Raw genomic sequence first — 16524 nt, 5'->3', positions numbered from 1 at the left:
CTGTTTTTCACACTTAGGGTAAAAGTTGATGTCAGTAAGTCACTGTTGCAATAATGCTTTTAGATTATTGTTTATTAATTTTCTGATGATATGCACCTTATACTCTATCGTATCTTTTGCCAATGCAGATATGGTTGAACCGCTTCCTAATTTAGTTGTACAAGATGTGGCTATAAATTCAGTGGCTATAAAAAATATGGCTGTAAAAAGTGAGGCTGTAAAAAACACAGACTCATATAAGCCATTAATTGGAAAGATAAAGCTCGATCTCAAACAGTTTGATCACGCACAAGACAAGCTTGATTATTTACAACAGCAGCAGTTATTAGCAAGGTTGAGTAAACTAGAACAAGCTGAGTTATGGAATTTAATTGCCATTGAACAAGAAGCATTAGATCAGCTCAATAAAGCCATTTTATCCTATACCGAAGCAATCAATATTGCTGAAACAGAGCCCATTTCTGACATCTTAGTGATCAGCTATATTGAACGCTCATTTATCAAATATCTACAGTCGAATGATACCAGCCAATACTGTCCTGACAGAGATATCGCGCTTGATTTAGCTCGTCAAATCGACTCGCCCAAAGTGCTAGCAAAAGCGCTGACACAAAGTGCTTTTTGCTACGCGGATACCAATGTGTTTGAAAAAGGGTTACAGCGCTTAGAAGAGGCGCTAATTATTGCAAAACATAATGATTTTACGCCCAATAAGTTAGCCATGATATATAACTCAACAGGCGCTATTTATCGTTCAAATGGTCTACATAAATATGCCTATGAATATTTTAATGAAGCTTATAAGTTATGGGGAACAGTCAACGACATCAAAGACATGTTTAACATGCAGCATAATATGGCCGGTTCATCGGCAAACATGTCCGATTGGGATGCTGCGCAAGTGCATATTTCAATATTATTTGAGTTGGCGAAACAAAATCCTAACTTTAAAGATTTTATGTTTTTTGCGGAGTTTAATGCAGGTAAAGTCAATTTCTTCCAACAGAAATATGATGTAGCAATTGATCATTTAACTGCAGCGACAAGGTTACAAAATACCACCAATGAAAAGTTTTTTGTGGGCACTGCTTATGGCTTTTTAGCGTTAAGCTATATGCAACAACAGCAAACAGAATTGGCATTTGAAGCAGCGAGTCAATTTCTGCATTCAGCAGCGTTTGAATCTAGTTCACCATTTTTGAAAACATCAATATTAGCGTTAGAGAAATTTTCAACACAAGATTATCTTGAAAGCTTTAATGTACTTTTATCGAGTGTTAATCACGAGCGTGAAACCTATGCTTCAGCAATGGATAAAGACGTCATTTACTCTTCACTGGAACATAGCGCAAAAGTGTCTGAATATGAAATTCAAATATTAGAAAACCAATTATCAATCAATATCTTAAATCTTAAATCAGAAACAGATAAGCAACGAATTTCAAAACTGAGTTTAATTGTCACCAGTCTTATCATTGCAGTGCTGTTAGTGATTACCGCCTTTTTGATTCAATCTCGGCGCTTTTTCAAGCGCCGCTCACAAACTGATTACTTAACAGGCATTGCTAATCGACGTTATACCATGGAGCAAGGGGATATTATTTTTGCTGCTGCTAAAAAGAAAAACCAATCATGTGCGGTGATTATTTTTGATATTGATAAATTTAAGCGAATTAATGATACTTATGGCCATAGTATCGGTGATTTAGCGATTAAATATACTGCACGTAAAGCAAAAAACTGGGTCAAGAAAAGTGACATTCTAGGCCGGATTGGGGGCGAGGAGTTTTTAGTCATCTTGCCCAAAACAGATTTAGACACAGCTTTAGACATAGCAGAGCGATTACGAGAAAGCATCGAACAGCAAACATTTCAATTCGATGACGTAAACATCCAATTTACTATCAGCCTTGGCGTTGCTGTTATTGATTCTGATTCATCATCACTCGACCAATTAGTTCAAAAAGCCGATAACGCATTATATAAAGCCAAAAATAACGGTCGTAATCAGGTTGTTTCAATATAACCTAGATTTACTGGTGAATTTTTTTGCATGAATACTTTGTTAAGATCAGAGTAATCATCGCTAAAAGTGTTGAAAAGCTCTACATCCTTCCACAAAATATTAGTTTCTAATTCATTTAATTCAATCTCTTACATTAGATGTAAATCTTCAATGACAGCAGTTAAAAGATCAACGAAGACTATCAGATACAATTCACTTGCTTTACGTTAGCGTAAACGTCAGAGTGTAGATATTATTTTATAGTTGAACTAGATCACATTTTTGTTGATTTTGTCTGCTTACCTATGAACAGTCCATGCTGGAGAAGTTATGAGTACCGACCAATCACCTCAAGATATTGTTATTGTTGCCGCGAAACGTACACCAATGGGTGGATTTCAAGGCGCGTTGTCGGCTGTACCGTCGCCAACACTTGCTGCTAATGCGATTAAGGGTTTAGTTAATCAAACTCAAATCAATACCGACTTAATTGATGAAGTATTCATGGGTTGTGTATTACCAGCGGGTTTGGGTCAAGCGCCAGCAAGACAAGCGACACTCGGTGCTGATTTACCTTTGAGTGTGGGCGCGACAACCGTCAACAAAGTGTGTGGTTCAGGCATGAAAACAGTGATGCTTGCCCATGATGCAATCAAAGCCGGTAGCAGTGACATTGTGGTCGCTGGTGGTATGGAAAGTATGAGCCAAGCGCCTTACTTATTGGATAAAGCACGCGGCGGCATGAGAATGGGCCACGGTAAAGTATTAGATCATATGTTCCTTGATGGATTAGAAGATGCCTACACTGGCGGCGCAATGGGGACTTTCGCGCAGAAAACCGCTGATGATTACGGCTTAACTCGTGAACAGATGGATAATTTTGCCTTAAGCTCACTTGAAAAAGCCAACAAGGCCATTGATTCGGGTGCTTTTAAAGCTGAAATTGTGCCTGTGACCATTGCTAACCGCCGTGGGGATGTCACCGTTGATACCGATGAGCAGCCTGGTAATGCCCGTCCCGAGAAAATTCCTACATTACGTCCAGCCTTTACTAAAGATGGCACCATCACCGCAGCTAACTCAAGCTCTATTTCTGATGGCGCTGCAGCACTCATGCTAATGACACGCGAAAAGGCTGAGTCACTTGGATTAGAGGTTATGGCGACAATTAAGGGGCATACCACTCATGCTCAAGAACCTTCAATGTTTACCACTGCGCCAGTGGGCGCGATGAACAAGTTATTTGATAAAGTGAATTGGGCCAAGTCTGATGTTGATTTGTTCGAAATCAATGAAGCGTTTGCCATGGTAACTATGTTAGCGATTCAAGTGCTTCAACTTGATGCCAATAAAGTAAACATCTATGGCGGCGCATGTGCTTTAGGTCATCCAATAGGTTGTTCTGGTGCACGAGTTCTCGTTACGCTTATTCACGCTTTAAAAGCGAAAGGCTTGGCTAAAGGTACTGCAAAAGGTGTGGCGTCATTATGTATTGGTGGCGGTGAAGCGACTGCGATGGCGATTGAAGTTTAACACTGCTGTAATTTATTAAGATTTAACAAGACGTGTTCTTTAATAGCTGATTTCAGAGTAGAAAATTCTAACAATGAAACCGCTTTTAAAGAACACATAAGCACGCACAAAGGCGTCGGCGAATAATCACTTTAAAGTGAGGCCAATAATAACAATGTCTGCGCGTGTTTATATAACTCAAGAGCTTTGGGGCTCAACATTAATCTGTAAAAGGATTTAGGAAATAAAATGACCATACAAGTTAAACATTATATCGCCGGTGAATTCACCGAAGGCACAGGTACACAAAATATCGACGTGACTAACCCTGCTAATAACAGTGTTATTGCTAATATTAATGCTGCGACTGTTGATGAAGTTAATCAAGCTATTTACAGTGCTAAAGAAGCATTTAAAACGTGGAAAGAAGTCCCTGTTTCTGAACGTGCCCGCGTTATGTTGCGTTACCAGCATCTTCTAAAAGAACATCATGATGAAATCGCCACTATTCTTGCTCAAGAAACGGGTAAAACCTTTGAAGATGCAAAAGGCGATGTTTGGCGTGGTATCGAAGTTGCTGAACATGCTTGTAACATCGCATCAATGTTAATGGGTGAGACCGTTGAGAATGTTGCCCGTAATATTGATACCTGTAGCTTCACGCAACCATTAGGTGTGTGTGCGGGTATTACGCCGTTTAACTTCCCTGCAATGATCCCGTTATGGATGTTCCCATTATCAATTGCTTGCGGTAATACTTTTATTTTAAAGCCTTCAGAACAAGATCCAATGACGCCACAGCGTTTGGTCGAGTTGTTTGTAGAAGCAGGTGCACCAAAAGGTGTATTACAATTGGTTCATGGCGATAAAACCGCTGTAGATGTGTTATTGACAGACCCAGCGATTAAAGCAATTTCATTTGTAGGTTCAGTGGGAGTTGGGCAATACATTTACAAAACAGGTACTGATAACTTAAAGCGTGTGCAAGCTTTCGCTGGCGCAAAAAACCATTGCGTGATCATGCCTGATGCGAATAAGCAGCAGGTTATCAACAATATGGTTGGTGCATCAGTTGGCGCAGCAGGACAACGTTGTATGGCGATTTCAGTCGCAGTATTTGTTGGTGCAGCTAAAGAATGGATCCCAGAGCTTAAAGAAGCGCTTGCAAAAGTGCGCCCTGGTTTGTGGAATGATGAAAATGCCGCATACGGCCCTGTTATAAGTCCTGCAGCAAAAGAGCGGGTACTCAAGCTTATTGCCCAAGGTAAAGAAGAAGGCGCTGAATGTTTATTAGATGGTAGCGACTGCACTGTTGAAGGTTACGAGTCAGGTAACTGGATTGGCCCAACCATGTTTAACAAAGTCACCACTGATATGAGCATTTACCAAGAAGAAATTTTTGGGCCAGTATTATGTTGTATGGAAGCTGAAAACCTTGATGAAGCTATCGAGTTAGTTAACAACAGCCCATACGGCAATGGTACCTCAATCTTTACTGCTTCTGGCGGCGCAGCGCGTAAATACCAACACCACATAGAAGTCGGCCAAGTAGGTATTAACGTGCCAATTCCTGTGCCATTACCATTCTTCTCATTCACAGGTTGGAAAGGCAGTTTCTATGGTGATCAACACGCTTACGGTAAGCAAGCTGTGCGTTTTTACACTGAAACTAAAACGGTTACTTCGCGCTGGTTTGCTGATGAAGTGGTTAGCGGTCCAAACATGAGTATTGATCTTAAGTAATTCAAATGGCCTTCTTATGGGAGAAGGCCATTTATTTAGCTGATACATCTAGCTAGTACATAAATAAAGCAAACAACAAGCCTCGCCAAATAGCCACTATCTACTGAGCAAAATAGCTCTTATAAAAAATGATAGGGTTGTTTAGGTATCAAAAATGACCCTAGAGTCATAGTAACAAAGGACTTAAATCATGGACTTTAATTTAAATGAAGATCAACGCCAATTTGCAGAGTTAGCACGCCAATTTGCCGCTGATGAGCTAGCACCATTTGCAGCTAAGTGGGATGAAGAACACCATTTCCCAAAAGACGTGTTACACAAAGCTGGCGAGCTGGGATTTTGCTCTTTGTATTCTCCAGAATCAGAAGGTGGTTTAGGGCTAAGCCGGTTAGATTCTTCGATTATTTTTGAAGAATTGTCACAAGGCTGTACCGCGACGACTGCGATGTTGACCATTCATAATATGGCCACATGGATGGTAACGACATGGGGAAGTGAATCATTACGTCAGCAATGGTCTGAAGGGTTAACAACAGGGCAATTATTAGCTTCATATTGCTTAACTGAACCTGGCTCAGGCAGTGATGCGGCATCACTTTCTACCAAAGCGGTTCGTGATGGTGATGATTACGTTATAAATGGTTCAAAAGTCTTTATCTCTGGCGCTGGCGAAACAGAACTGTTAGTGGTGATGTGTCGCACTGGTGAAGCCGGGGCTAAGGGAATATCAGCTATTGCTATTCCAGCAGATGCAGTTGGCGTGAGTTACGGAAAAGCGGAAGATAAAATGGGCTGGAATGCTCAGCCAACACGTTCAATTGCGTTTGAAAATGTACGTGTTCCAGTGGCTAATTTGCTCGGCGAAGAAGGTCAAGGTTTCACCTTTGCCATGAAAGGTCTAGATGGTGGTCGTATTAATATCGCCACGTGTTCTATCGGTACTGCGCAAGCTGCGTTAACCCGCGCCACTGAATACATGAATGAGCGCAAGCAATTTGGTAAGCCCATTGCTGCATTTCAAGGCTTACAATTTAAGTTAGCTGATATGGCAACTGAGCTAGTCGCTGCAAGGCAACTAGTGCGCTTGGCTGCATTTAAATTAGATTCAAAAGATCCTGAAGCCACAGCTTATTGCGCGATGGCAAAACGTTTTGCTACTGATATTGGTTTTCAAGTTTGTGATAACGCCCTGCAAATTCATGGCGGTTATGGCTATATTCGCGAGTATCCCTTAGAGCGTCATTTCAGAGACGTGCGTGTTCATCAAATTCTTGAAGGCACCAATGAAATTATGCGATTAATTATTGCTCGTCGTTTACTGGATGAGAATTCTCACGCCATTTTGTAATGATAAAGCCAGTTATAAGAGCCTGTTAATTGTCGTGAATTTATTTAGGAAAGAATGATGTCAAAACCATCTACATCGAAAACAGAAGCACATTCAAATAATACCAGTGTTATGCCAGCGATTATTGAAACGATAACGGGCAATACTGCAATTCTTACGTTGAATAATCCACCTGCAAATACATGGACTGCAGATAGTTTACAACTGCTTAAGCACATAGTATTACGTTTAAGCGATGATAAAAATATTTATGCGCTAGTGATAACCGGCCAAGGTGAGAAGTTTTTTTCAGCAGGAGCTGATTTAAAATTGTTTGCTGATGGCGATAAAGGTAATGCCAGTAACATGGCCAAGTATTTTGGTGAAGCATTTGAAGCGTTAAGTCAGTTTCGCGGTGTATCAATAGCCGCTATCAATGGTTATGCCATGGGTGGTGGGTTAGAAGTGGCACTAGCCTGCGACCTTCGTATTGCAGAAGAGCAAGCTCAAATGGCGTTGCCTGAAGCAACAGTCGGTTTATTACCTTGTGCTGGTGGTACTCAAAATTTAACCGCATTAGTCGGTGAAGGCTGGGCTAAGCGAATGATTTTATGTGGCGAGCGCTTAACTGCGGCTAAAGCTGAGCAAATAGGCTTAGTTGAAGAAGTGGTTGAGCAAGGTCAGTCCTTGGATGCTGCAGTGGTATTAGCAGCTAAAGTGGCTCGTCAATCACCTAGTAGTATTGCGGTTTGTAAAACGTTAATACAAGCGGGGCGAACCATGCCGCGCAGCCAAGCACTGCCATTAGAGCGCGAATTATTTGTGGGATTATTTGATACAGAAGATCAAGCTGAAGGCGTCAATGCCTTTTTGGGTAAACGTACTGCTACTTGGAAGAATTGCTAATGAGTCAAGATGTCATATTTCAAACATTAGGCACACTGTCTGGTAAATCAATCGGCGTTATCACGCTCAACATTGAAAAAGCATTAAATGCGCTAAATATTGGCATGGTGCAAGCCATGACTAAACAGCTCATCGCTTGGCAACGTAATGATGATATTGCTTTTGTTGTACTCGATGGTGCAGGTGAAAAAGCGTTTTGTGCCGGTGGTGATGTAAGGGCTATTTATGAAGCATCAATTGCTAACCCGCAAACGATGACCTCAGAAGCCTGTGATTTTTTCAGTCAAGAATATCAACTCGATTACTTGTTACATGAATACATAAAACCCGTGCTTGTTTGGGGCGATGGTATTGTTATGGGCGGTGGTTTAGGTCTTATGGCGGGTGGAAGCCATAGAGTGTTGACTGAAAGAAGTTGTATTGCGATGCCAGAAATCACCATTGGCTTGTATCCTGATGTTGGCGGCAGTTACTTCTTAAATCGTATGCCGGGTAAATTAGGCTTATTCCTGGGATTAACCGCATATAACATGAATGCTGCAGACGCTTTTCATGTTGGCGTGGGTAATCACTTTTTAGCAAGCGAAGACAAAGAACCTTTATTTGATGCACTTGCAGAAGTGAGTTGGAGCGATGATGCGGCATTAAATCATCAGCAGTTGAGTGTGGTATTAAATACCATGCAAGAAAATACCACAGCGACGTTCGGTGAAAGCCCATTGGCGCAATATCAGCCGCAAATAGACCAATTAATGTCAGGTGAAATAGAAGAAGTACATCATCAATTAACCAGTTTAGATACCGAACTCGAATGGCTCAAACGCGCTCAAAAAACGGCGTTAAAAGGCAGTACTCTCAGTTGGTTCTTAATCTTTGCTCAAGCCAATCTGGGCACCAGTAAAACACTGGCTGAATGTTTTAAGTGGGAATTGGGTGTGAGCGTCAATTGTTGCTCGTACGGTGATTTCTGTGAAGGGGTTCGTGCGCTGCTAATTGATAAAGACCGAAATCCACAATGGCGCTTTAATCATGCTAGCGATGTTACAGCAGAAGCCGTTACTCAGTTATTAACATCACCTTGGCAAGCTGATGACCATCCGTTAAAAGGCATCTAAATAAAAGATATCTAGTTAAACGGCATCTAGTTAAACGGCATCGAGTTAAAAGCCATCTAATTAAAAGACATCTAAAAGGAACTTATCATGGCAACTGTAGCATTTATTGGTTTAGGTAATATGGGCGGCCCAATGGCGGTCAATTTAATTAAAGCAGGCATGACAGTCACGGTATTTGATTTAGTACCAACAGCGGTTGAAGCATTAACTAAACAAGGTGCATTAAGCGCCAAAACAGCTTGCGGCGCAGCCGCAGCTGCTGATTATGTGATTACCATGCTACCAGCGGGTAAACATGTACACAGTTTGTATATTGGTGATGGCGACAACAAAGGCTTGCTTGATGTCGTGTCAAAAGATGCGATATTAATAGATTGTTCAACCATTGATGCTGGAACGGCTCAGACTGTTGGTGCGCATGCTGCATCGAAAGGGATTGAGTTTATGGATGCCCCAGTTTCTGGTGGCACAGCAGGCGCAGCCGCTGGCACACTCACATTTATTTGTGGTGGTAGTGATAATGCTTATGATAAAGCGCAAACCGTTTTGACCGTAATGGGGGCTAATATATTCCATGCTGGCGCAGCAGGGGCAGGCCAAATCGCGAAGATTTGTAATAATATGCTGTTATCTGTATTAATGGTCGGCACGAGTGAGTCTTTGCAGTTAGGTATTGATAATGGTTTAGACCCTAAAGTGTTATCTGATATCATGAAAGTCAGCAGCGGTGGTAACTGGACGCTTGAAAAATATAACCCATGTCCTGATGTAATGGACAATGTGCCTTCTTCAAATGATTATCAGGGTGGGTTTATGGTTGATTTGATGGTGAAGGACTTAGGTTTGTCTCAACAAGCCTCAGTGGCTTCTAACTCAAGTACGCCAATGGGCGCATTAGCCCGCAGCATGTATGTTAATCATGCAAGGCAAGGCAATGGCCGCCGAGATTTTTCAAGTATTTTTGAGCAATTTGCCAAAGCAAACGAAAATAAATAGTGTGTGTTTGAAAGCTGATTAAATTTAATCAGCTTTTTCTATTCAACACTGCTTAACAATAACGAATATAGAAAGGATCCAGTAAATGGAAATTAAAGATAAAGTGGTAGTCATTACTGGCGGTGCAGGCGGTTTAGGTTTAGCTATGGCGCAAAGTTTTGCTGAGCAAGGTGCAAAATTAGCGCTTATCGATGTTGACCAAGAAAAATTAGAACGTGCTTGCGCTGATTTAGGCGCAACCACTGAAGTGCAAGGTTATGCCCTAGATATCACCGATGAAGAAGACGTGGTTGCTGGTTTTAATTTTATTCGCGAAGATTTTGGTCATGTTAATGTGTTAATTAACAATGCTGGTATTTTACGTGACGGCCTGATGGTTAAAGCCAAAGAAGGCAAGGTCACTGACCGTATGTCACTGGATCAATTCCAATCTGTTATTAACGTCAATCTTACTGGTACCTTCTTATGTGGCCGTGAAGCGGCAGCGGTAATGATAGAAACGGCGCAACCAGGGGTGATTATTAATATCTCGAGTATCGCCAAAGCCGGTAACATGGGTCAGTCTAACTATTCAGCTTCTAAAGCCGGTGTTGCTGCTATGAGTGTTGGCTGGGCAAAAGAGTTAGCACGTTACAATATTCGCAGTGCTGCAGTTGCACCTGGCGTTATTGCGACGGACATGACCGCAGCAATGAAACCTGAAGCGTTAGAGCGTCTTGAGAAAATGGTGCCTGTTGGCCGTTTAGGCCAAGCTGAAGAAATTGCATCAACCGTTAAATTTATCGTTGAGAATGACTATGTTAATGGTCGTGTTATTGAAATCGATGGCGGCTTGAGTATGTAATAGTCATTCAATATGACAGAATTAGTGAGCTCAGTCATTGAGTTCGCTAATATCAGCCAGCTTAACGCTGGCTTTTTTTATAGTGAAAAAATGGTTAAAATACCACTTTATAGCCCCAATAAATAACAATAAGAGAAACAGGCATGTTTACGATGGAACGGTTAGAAAAAGCAATGAGAATGACCATGCTAGCGGTGGGTGTCATTGGCATCGCCGTGATCTACTTTGGCTTTGTCTACCTTCAAGTAAATGATGATATGGGTATAACTATGCCATGGTACTTCCTAATATCCCCTTGGATATGCGTATATTTTGGGCTAACCCAAACACAACAGATTGCCACCATAAATTGGTTTGTAAATAAATTTAAGTGGAAAAAATAACGCTATTTTAACGCTCAAGTTAACCTAAAAGTTGCCACATTATTTTTGCCCCAGACTCTTTTCTGAATTTGGCGTAAAACCTTCATCCAGTATTCGAGCATTTATCTGTTATTTCAATTGATCTTAAGTTGAAAAAATAAGCTGAAATGCTATAGTATCGCGCCTAATTATGATGATCATGCTTACCTGTTTGAGCGTGATCTAAAACCAGTGCATTTTGCGAACAGCCACTATACTGAAGACTCAGTATCTTGTGCCATGACAATCAGCACTGGTTTTTTGCTTTTATATTACTTAAATTTTGGAATCTCACTTTGATTACTACAGCTAACATCACCATGCAGTTTGGCGCTAAGCCACTGTTTGAAAATATCTCAGTTAAATTCGGTGGCGGCAACGTCTACGGTCTTATTGGTGCCAATGGCTGTGGTAAATCCACTTTCATGAAAATCCTTGCTGGTGATTTAGAGCCATCAGGCGGTAACGTGTCATTAGATCCTAATGAACGTATGGGTAAATTGAATCAGGATCAATTTGCTTATGAAGCTTTCTCAGTGATTGATACCGTGATCATGGGTCATAGAGAATTATGGGAAGTGAAACAAGAGCGTGAACGCATATATTCTTTGCCAGAAATGAGCGAAGAAGATGGTATTAAAGTCTCAGAGCTTGAAATGGAATTTGCTGAGATGGACGGTTATACCGCTGAATCTCGTGCTGGCGACTTATTAATGGGTGTGGGTATTGGTGTTGACCAGCATTTCGGTTTAATGAGCGAAATTGCCCCAGGTTTCAAGCTACGTGTACTACTTGCACAAGCGTTATTCTCAGACCCTGATCTATTGTTACTCGACGAACCAACCAACAACTTGGACATCGATACCATTCGCTGGTTACAAGAAATGTTGAACCAACGTAACAGCACTATGATCATCATTTCTCATGATAGATATTTCCTAAACTCAGTATGTACTCACATGGCTGATTTGGATTACGGTGAACTGAAAATCTTCCCTGGTAACTATGATGAATACATGACGGCAGCGCAGCAATCTCGTGAACGCATGCAAATAGATAATGCCAAGAAAAAAGCACAAATTGTAGAGCTTCAAGGTTTCGTTGCGCGTTTCTCAGCAAACGCATCAAAAGCAAAGCAAGCAACTTCTCGTGCTAAACGTATTGAAAAAATTAAATTAGATGACATCAAGCCTTCTAGTCGTGTTAATCCGTTTATTCGTTTTGAGCAAGAAAAGAAATTATTCCGTAACGCGTTAGTCACTGAAAATTTAGCCAAAGGCTTTGATCAGCCGCTATTTAGCAAATTGAACTTGATGGTTGAAGTGGGCGAACGCATTGCTATTTTGGGCCAAAATGGCGTGGGTAAAACCACATTGTTACGTACTTTAGTTCATGATTTACCGCAAGATGAAGGTACGATTCAATGGTCTGAAAACCATAACATTGGTTATTACGCTCAGGATCACGAATCTGATTTCTCTAATGATATGACATTGTTTGAATGGATGAGTCAATGGCGTAAACCTGAAGATGATGATCAATCAGTACGTGGTATTTTAGGCCGTATGTTGTTTGGTTCTGACGATATTAAGAAGTCAGTTACTGTTCTATCTGGTGGTGAAAAAGGTCGTATGTACTTTGGTAAGCTTATTATGCAAAAGCCTAATATCTTGCTACTGGATGAGCCAACTAACCACATGGATATGGAATCAATCGAATCATTAAATAATGCCTTAGAAATGTACGAAGGTACGTTATTATTCGTTTCTCATGACCGTGCATTTGTATCATCACTGGCAAACAGAATTCTTGAAGTTACCAGTGAAGGCATTAATGACTTTAAAGGCACTTACGATGAATTCCTTGCTAGTAAGGGTGTTGAAGCATAAATAACTAAAGTTATTATCTGATTAGCCGAAAACCTGTAAAGTGATTTACAGGTTTTTTTTGTCTTAGTAGAATAATTCTACTATTTTGAATTAGTAATATGTAATAAATTGAAACAGGTCGCTATAGTTGAATACAGTATCGTTAATTACTGTGTTAAATTGCATGGAGCATTTACTCTAAAAGGTAACAGATATAATGAAATGGATTACCGATCTTAAAACCAAGCACAAACTTCTTTTACTCATTATCCCACCACTGATTATTTGTATTATATATGGTGGCATGTTTGTTCATAATAAATACGAAACAAAATCTGAACTTGAAACCGTTTTGTCATTAAGCGAGCTGGCAGTTATTAATAGTGCACTAGTTCATGAACTACAAAAAGAGCGGGGCATGAGTGCTGGATTTTTAGGTTCTCAAGGTCAGTCTTTTGCTTCACTTCTTCCTCAGCAAAGACTGATGACAGACAGACAGATTTCAACGTTTTCAAACATTCCTGATATCGGTGAATTTCCAATACAAATTAGTTCAACCCTAAGAAATATTAATAACCAGCTGCAGCAATTACAAAGCATGCGTCGATCTGTCGATAGCTTGAGTGTTTCAGTTGCAGAAGAAGTTAAATTTTATACAGGATTAAATACTGCATTACTTTCGGTGGTGGATGAAACTGCCATGCAAAGTACCAGCAGTGAATTGTCGTTAAAATTGGCTGCGTTTGGGGCCTTTCTGCAGTTAAAAGAACGTGCAGGTATAGAACGTGCGGTTTTAAGTACTACTTTTGGTCAGCAAGGTTTTAAAGCAGGAGCTTTTACAAAATTTGTGACCTTAGTTGCTGAACAAAATACTTATGGAGAGCGCTTCACTGCTTTAGCAATACCGGATGCTGCTGCACGCTTTGAACAAGACAGTCGTTCTCGTGAAGTTAATGCAGTTGAGACATTAAGGCAAGTGGCTTTCAGCCAAGTGGTTAATGATATCAGCAATCAAAATCCTGAAGAGTGGTTTCAAATTTCCACAAACAGAATCAATGTATTAACCCATTTTGAGAAGTATCTAGCTGAAGAGTTAATCCAATTAACCCAAGTTAAACTGGATGAAGCTACTCAATATATGTGGAGTTCATTAATCGCTTTATCGAGCGCATTAGTATTATTGATTTGGTTGAGTCTATCTGTTTCTAAATACTTGAATCAGAGTTTGCATCATTTGTTTAACCGAGTTAATCATGCTGGTAAGAACTTTGATTTGAGTACGCGTATTAATCATGATTCAACGGATGAATTTGGTGAACTTGCTATCGCTTTTAACTCGATGATGTCGGACTTTGAGAGTGTGATTATACAAGTCAGGAAAAATGCCTCTCAGCTGGTTAGTGTCGTTGAGCAGGTAAATGGCCATGCCAGCAGTATGAAACATGATGTTGAAAAAGGGCACTCTGAAGCTGAGCAAGTTGCATCTGCAATGACTGAGATGAGTGCCACTGTAACGCAGATCGCTGCGAATGCAGTGCAAGCATCAGATGCATCATCTTCAGCGAATAAAGAAGCCAATATTGGTAATGCTGGGGTGTCTAAAACAGCTGATTCAATTAAATTACTGGCTAAAGAAATTGGTGAAGCCTCGACAGCGTTAGAAACCTTAGATCAAGATGTACATTCTATCGCTACGATCCTAGAAGTCATTAGTGCTATTTCTGAGCAAACAAATTTACTGGCATTAAACGCAGCCATTGAAGCGGCAAGGGCTGGTGAACAAGGTCGTGGTTTTGCTGTTGTAGCAGATGAAGTCAGAACCTTGGCACAAAGAACTCAATCATCAACCGATGATATTAAACGCATGACAGAGCGCTTAAAAACGGGAGCTCACCTTGCGGTTAAGACAATGCAGCGTGGCATGGTCAGTGCTGAAGAAAGTGTTAACGAGGTTGAACTTGCAGGGCAAGAATTAAATCAAATCGTTGAGCATATTGATATTATTGATAGCATGAATCAACAAATTGCTTCAGCAACACATGAGCAAGCTGCAGTAGCTGAAGAGGTTAATCGAAACGCCATGCAAATTAGTGAGATTTATAGCCAAACTCACGATATTGCGACTTCTCTTAGTCAACTGAATGAAACGCTTTTAGAAGATGCAGGTTCTATGTCTGAGCAGGTACAAAAGTTCACTTTAAGCCAATAAGCTTTTTCAAGCCTTATTATTTAATTAAGAGCTTTAAAATGTAATCAAACAAGCCGACTATTGATAGTCGGTTTTTTTACATTAGCAAACTATGATTATCTAGTTTACCATTAGACCTTAACTCATCTAATTTCGATCTAGTCTTGATTTGATGAGTAAAAATTTTATTAATAACATCGCTTAAAACGATGTTACTGCAAGATAACTTGTCGCTTACTGCCACTGTAATTAGGTGAAATTATGGATTACCTCTCGATAAATAAACAGGCTTGGAATGAAAGAGCAAAAGTGCATTTTGATTCATCATTCTATGATGTAGATAGTTTTTTAGCTGGTAAGTCTTCACTAACAGAAATCGAATCCGCGGAGCTAACTGAGGTGAGTGGTAAATCCTTACTACATTTGCAATGCCATTTCGGTCTCGATACGTTATCTTGGGCCCGTAAAGGTGCCATTGTTACCGGTGTTGATTTATCCAATGTAGCCATTACTAAAGCCAAAGAATTGGCCATTCAATGTGATTTAGCGGCTGAGTTTATTTGTGCGGATATTTATGAGTTTGGTACTCAATCATTACCGTCACTCGAGCAAAAGAATACTCACTTATTTGATATTGTATTCACTTCTTATGGCGCTATTTGTTGGTTACCGGATCTCAATCGCTGGGCTGAGATCATTGCGCAGAATTTAAAGCCTGGTGGCTGCTTTTATATGGCAGAATTTCACCCGGTACAAGATGTACTTGATGGCTACTCTTATTTTCACAAAGAAGAGCCGGATGTAGTTGTTGAAGGCAGTTACACTGAGCCAACAATTACAACTGGCTCAGATAGTACTGGTTCAAATAGTACGGGCTCAAATCTTAGTGATGTGAATACAAGTGATGCGTCTATCACAGAGGAGTCTAAACAGAAGCCTCAAGAAGCTGCTAATGAACAAACAATGGTGACTTGGCCTCATGCGTTAAGTGATGTCATAAATGCCTTGATTAAAGCTGGAATTCGCATTGACCGTGTTAATGAGTATCCTTTCAGTCCGTATAATTGCTTCGAAAATTTACAAGAAAAAGCACCAAACCAGTTTCATTCAATAGTGAAAGGGCAGTCTATTCCAATGGTTTTTACAATTACAGGGACTAAGGCATAAATGTTTTTTTCTAAGAGTAATCAATTTGAAATAGGCACACGTTGGGGACAACTCGTTGCCAAAGTGACTCTGTTACTTTGTAGCATCATATTGCTTTTGTATTACTGTTATTTTTTTATCAGCCCCAGTTTAACGATCAGTAACCAATCTAGTCATATCATTGAGTCTTCCTATATAGCACTCCCCCATAGCCGTTTGGATTTTGGTGTAATAACTGAGGGAGCGACTAATACTATTCATTATGATTTGGCGCAGTTTGATGGCCAATATCTATATGAAATATCACTTGATAGTGGCGCAGTAATTAAAGGGGCTTGCGGTTATATCACTAACTTTGAGTTCAATAAAAGAGTGACTCTGACTCTTTCTGAAAACACTATATTAAGCTGTACTTTTGGGTAGTTAAAACATAGCTGTTACATCTGTTGTTTTTATTCTTTGACCAAGTTGAT

At 40.3% G+C, this 16524-nt stretch carries 13 protein-coding genes; all 13 read left to right on the top strand.

Annotated elements, in window-relative coordinates; translation table 11 throughout:
- Nucleotides 1-28 precede the first annotated feature (28 nt).
- Nucleotides 29-2026 (top strand): tetratricopeptide repeat-containing diguanylate cyclase, encoded by a 1998-nt coding sequence (locus FPK91_RS06310; RefSeq protein ID WP_144209517.1) that lies wholly within the window; start codon nucleotides 29-31, stop codon nucleotides 2024-2026.
- Between the two features lie 309 nt (nucleotides 2027-2335).
- Nucleotides 2336-3538: a thiolase family protein gene (locus FPK91_RS06305; RefSeq protein ID WP_144209514.1), complete on the top strand. Its 1203-nt coding sequence runs from the start codon at nucleotides 2336-2338 to the stop codon at nucleotides 3536-3538.
- A 228-nt stretch (nucleotides 3539-3766) separates the two neighbouring features.
- On the top strand, nucleotides 3767-5260 hold the full coding sequence (locus tag FPK91_RS06300; protein ID WP_144209511.1) for a CoA-acylating methylmalonate-semialdehyde dehydrogenase: 1494 nt from the start codon (nucleotides 3767-3769) through the stop codon (nucleotides 5258-5260).
- Between the two features lie 190 nt (nucleotides 5261-5450).
- Entirely contained in the window at nucleotides 5451-6608 is a 1158-nt protein-coding gene (locus tag FPK91_RS06295) for an acyl-CoA dehydrogenase family protein (RefSeq protein WP_144209507.1), read from the top strand.
- 111 nt (nucleotides 6609-6719) lie between these two features.
- A complete protein-coding gene (locus tag FPK91_RS06290) occupies nucleotides 6720-7493 on the top strand; it encodes an enoyl-CoA hydratase (protein WP_144214197.1) in 774 nt (257 codons plus the stop codon).
- On the top strand, nucleotides 7493-8608 hold the full coding sequence (locus tag FPK91_RS06285) for an enoyl-CoA hydratase/isomerase family protein (RefSeq protein WP_144209504.1): 1116 nt from the start codon (nucleotides 7493-7495) through the stop codon (nucleotides 8606-8608). The genes FPK91_RS06290 and FPK91_RS06285 overlap by 1 nt, the downstream gene beginning before the upstream one ends.
- A gap of 87 nt (nucleotides 8609-8695) precedes the next feature.
- On the top strand, nucleotides 8696-9604 hold the full coding sequence (gene mmsB / locus FPK91_RS06280) for a 3-hydroxyisobutyrate dehydrogenase (RefSeq protein ID WP_144209501.1): 909 nt from the start codon (nucleotides 8696-8698) through the stop codon (nucleotides 9602-9604).
- Between the two features lie 85 nt (nucleotides 9605-9689).
- A complete protein-coding gene (locus FPK91_RS06275; protein WP_144209498.1) occupies nucleotides 9690-10448 on the top strand; it encodes an SDR family oxidoreductase in 759 nt (252 codons plus the stop codon).
- Between the two features lie 152 nt (nucleotides 10449-10600).
- Nucleotides 10601-10831: a hypothetical protein gene (locus tag FPK91_RS06270; RefSeq protein ID WP_144209495.1), complete on the top strand. Its 231-nt coding sequence runs from the start codon at nucleotides 10601-10603 to the stop codon at nucleotides 10829-10831.
- 314 nt (nucleotides 10832-11145) lie between these two features.
- Entirely contained in the window at nucleotides 11146-12738 is a 1593-nt protein-coding gene (locus tag FPK91_RS06265; protein WP_144209492.1) for an ABC-F family ATPase, read from the top strand.
- 196 nt (nucleotides 12739-12934) lie between these two features.
- On the top strand, nucleotides 12935-14926 hold the full coding sequence (locus tag FPK91_RS06260) for a methyl-accepting chemotaxis protein (RefSeq protein ID WP_144209489.1): 1992 nt from the start codon (nucleotides 12935-12937) through the stop codon (nucleotides 14924-14926).
- 240 nt (nucleotides 14927-15166) lie between these two features.
- Nucleotides 15167-16072: a class I SAM-dependent methyltransferase gene (locus tag FPK91_RS06255; protein WP_144209486.1), complete on the top strand. Its 906-nt coding sequence runs from the start codon at nucleotides 15167-15169 to the stop codon at nucleotides 16070-16072.
- Entirely contained in the window at nucleotides 16073-16474 is a 402-nt protein-coding gene (locus tag FPK91_RS06250) for a hypothetical protein (RefSeq protein WP_144209482.1), read from the top strand. It abuts the gene before it with no gap.
- Nucleotides 16475-16524 lie beyond the last annotated feature (50 nt).

The organism is Shewanella donghaensis (assembly GCF_007567505.1).
Taxonomy (GTDB): domain Bacteria; phylum Pseudomonadota; class Gammaproteobacteria; order Enterobacterales; family Shewanellaceae; genus Shewanella; species Shewanella donghaensis.
The sequence above is the reverse complement of the archived record's forward strand: the minus strand, read 5'-3'. Positions and strand labels throughout refer to the sequence as shown.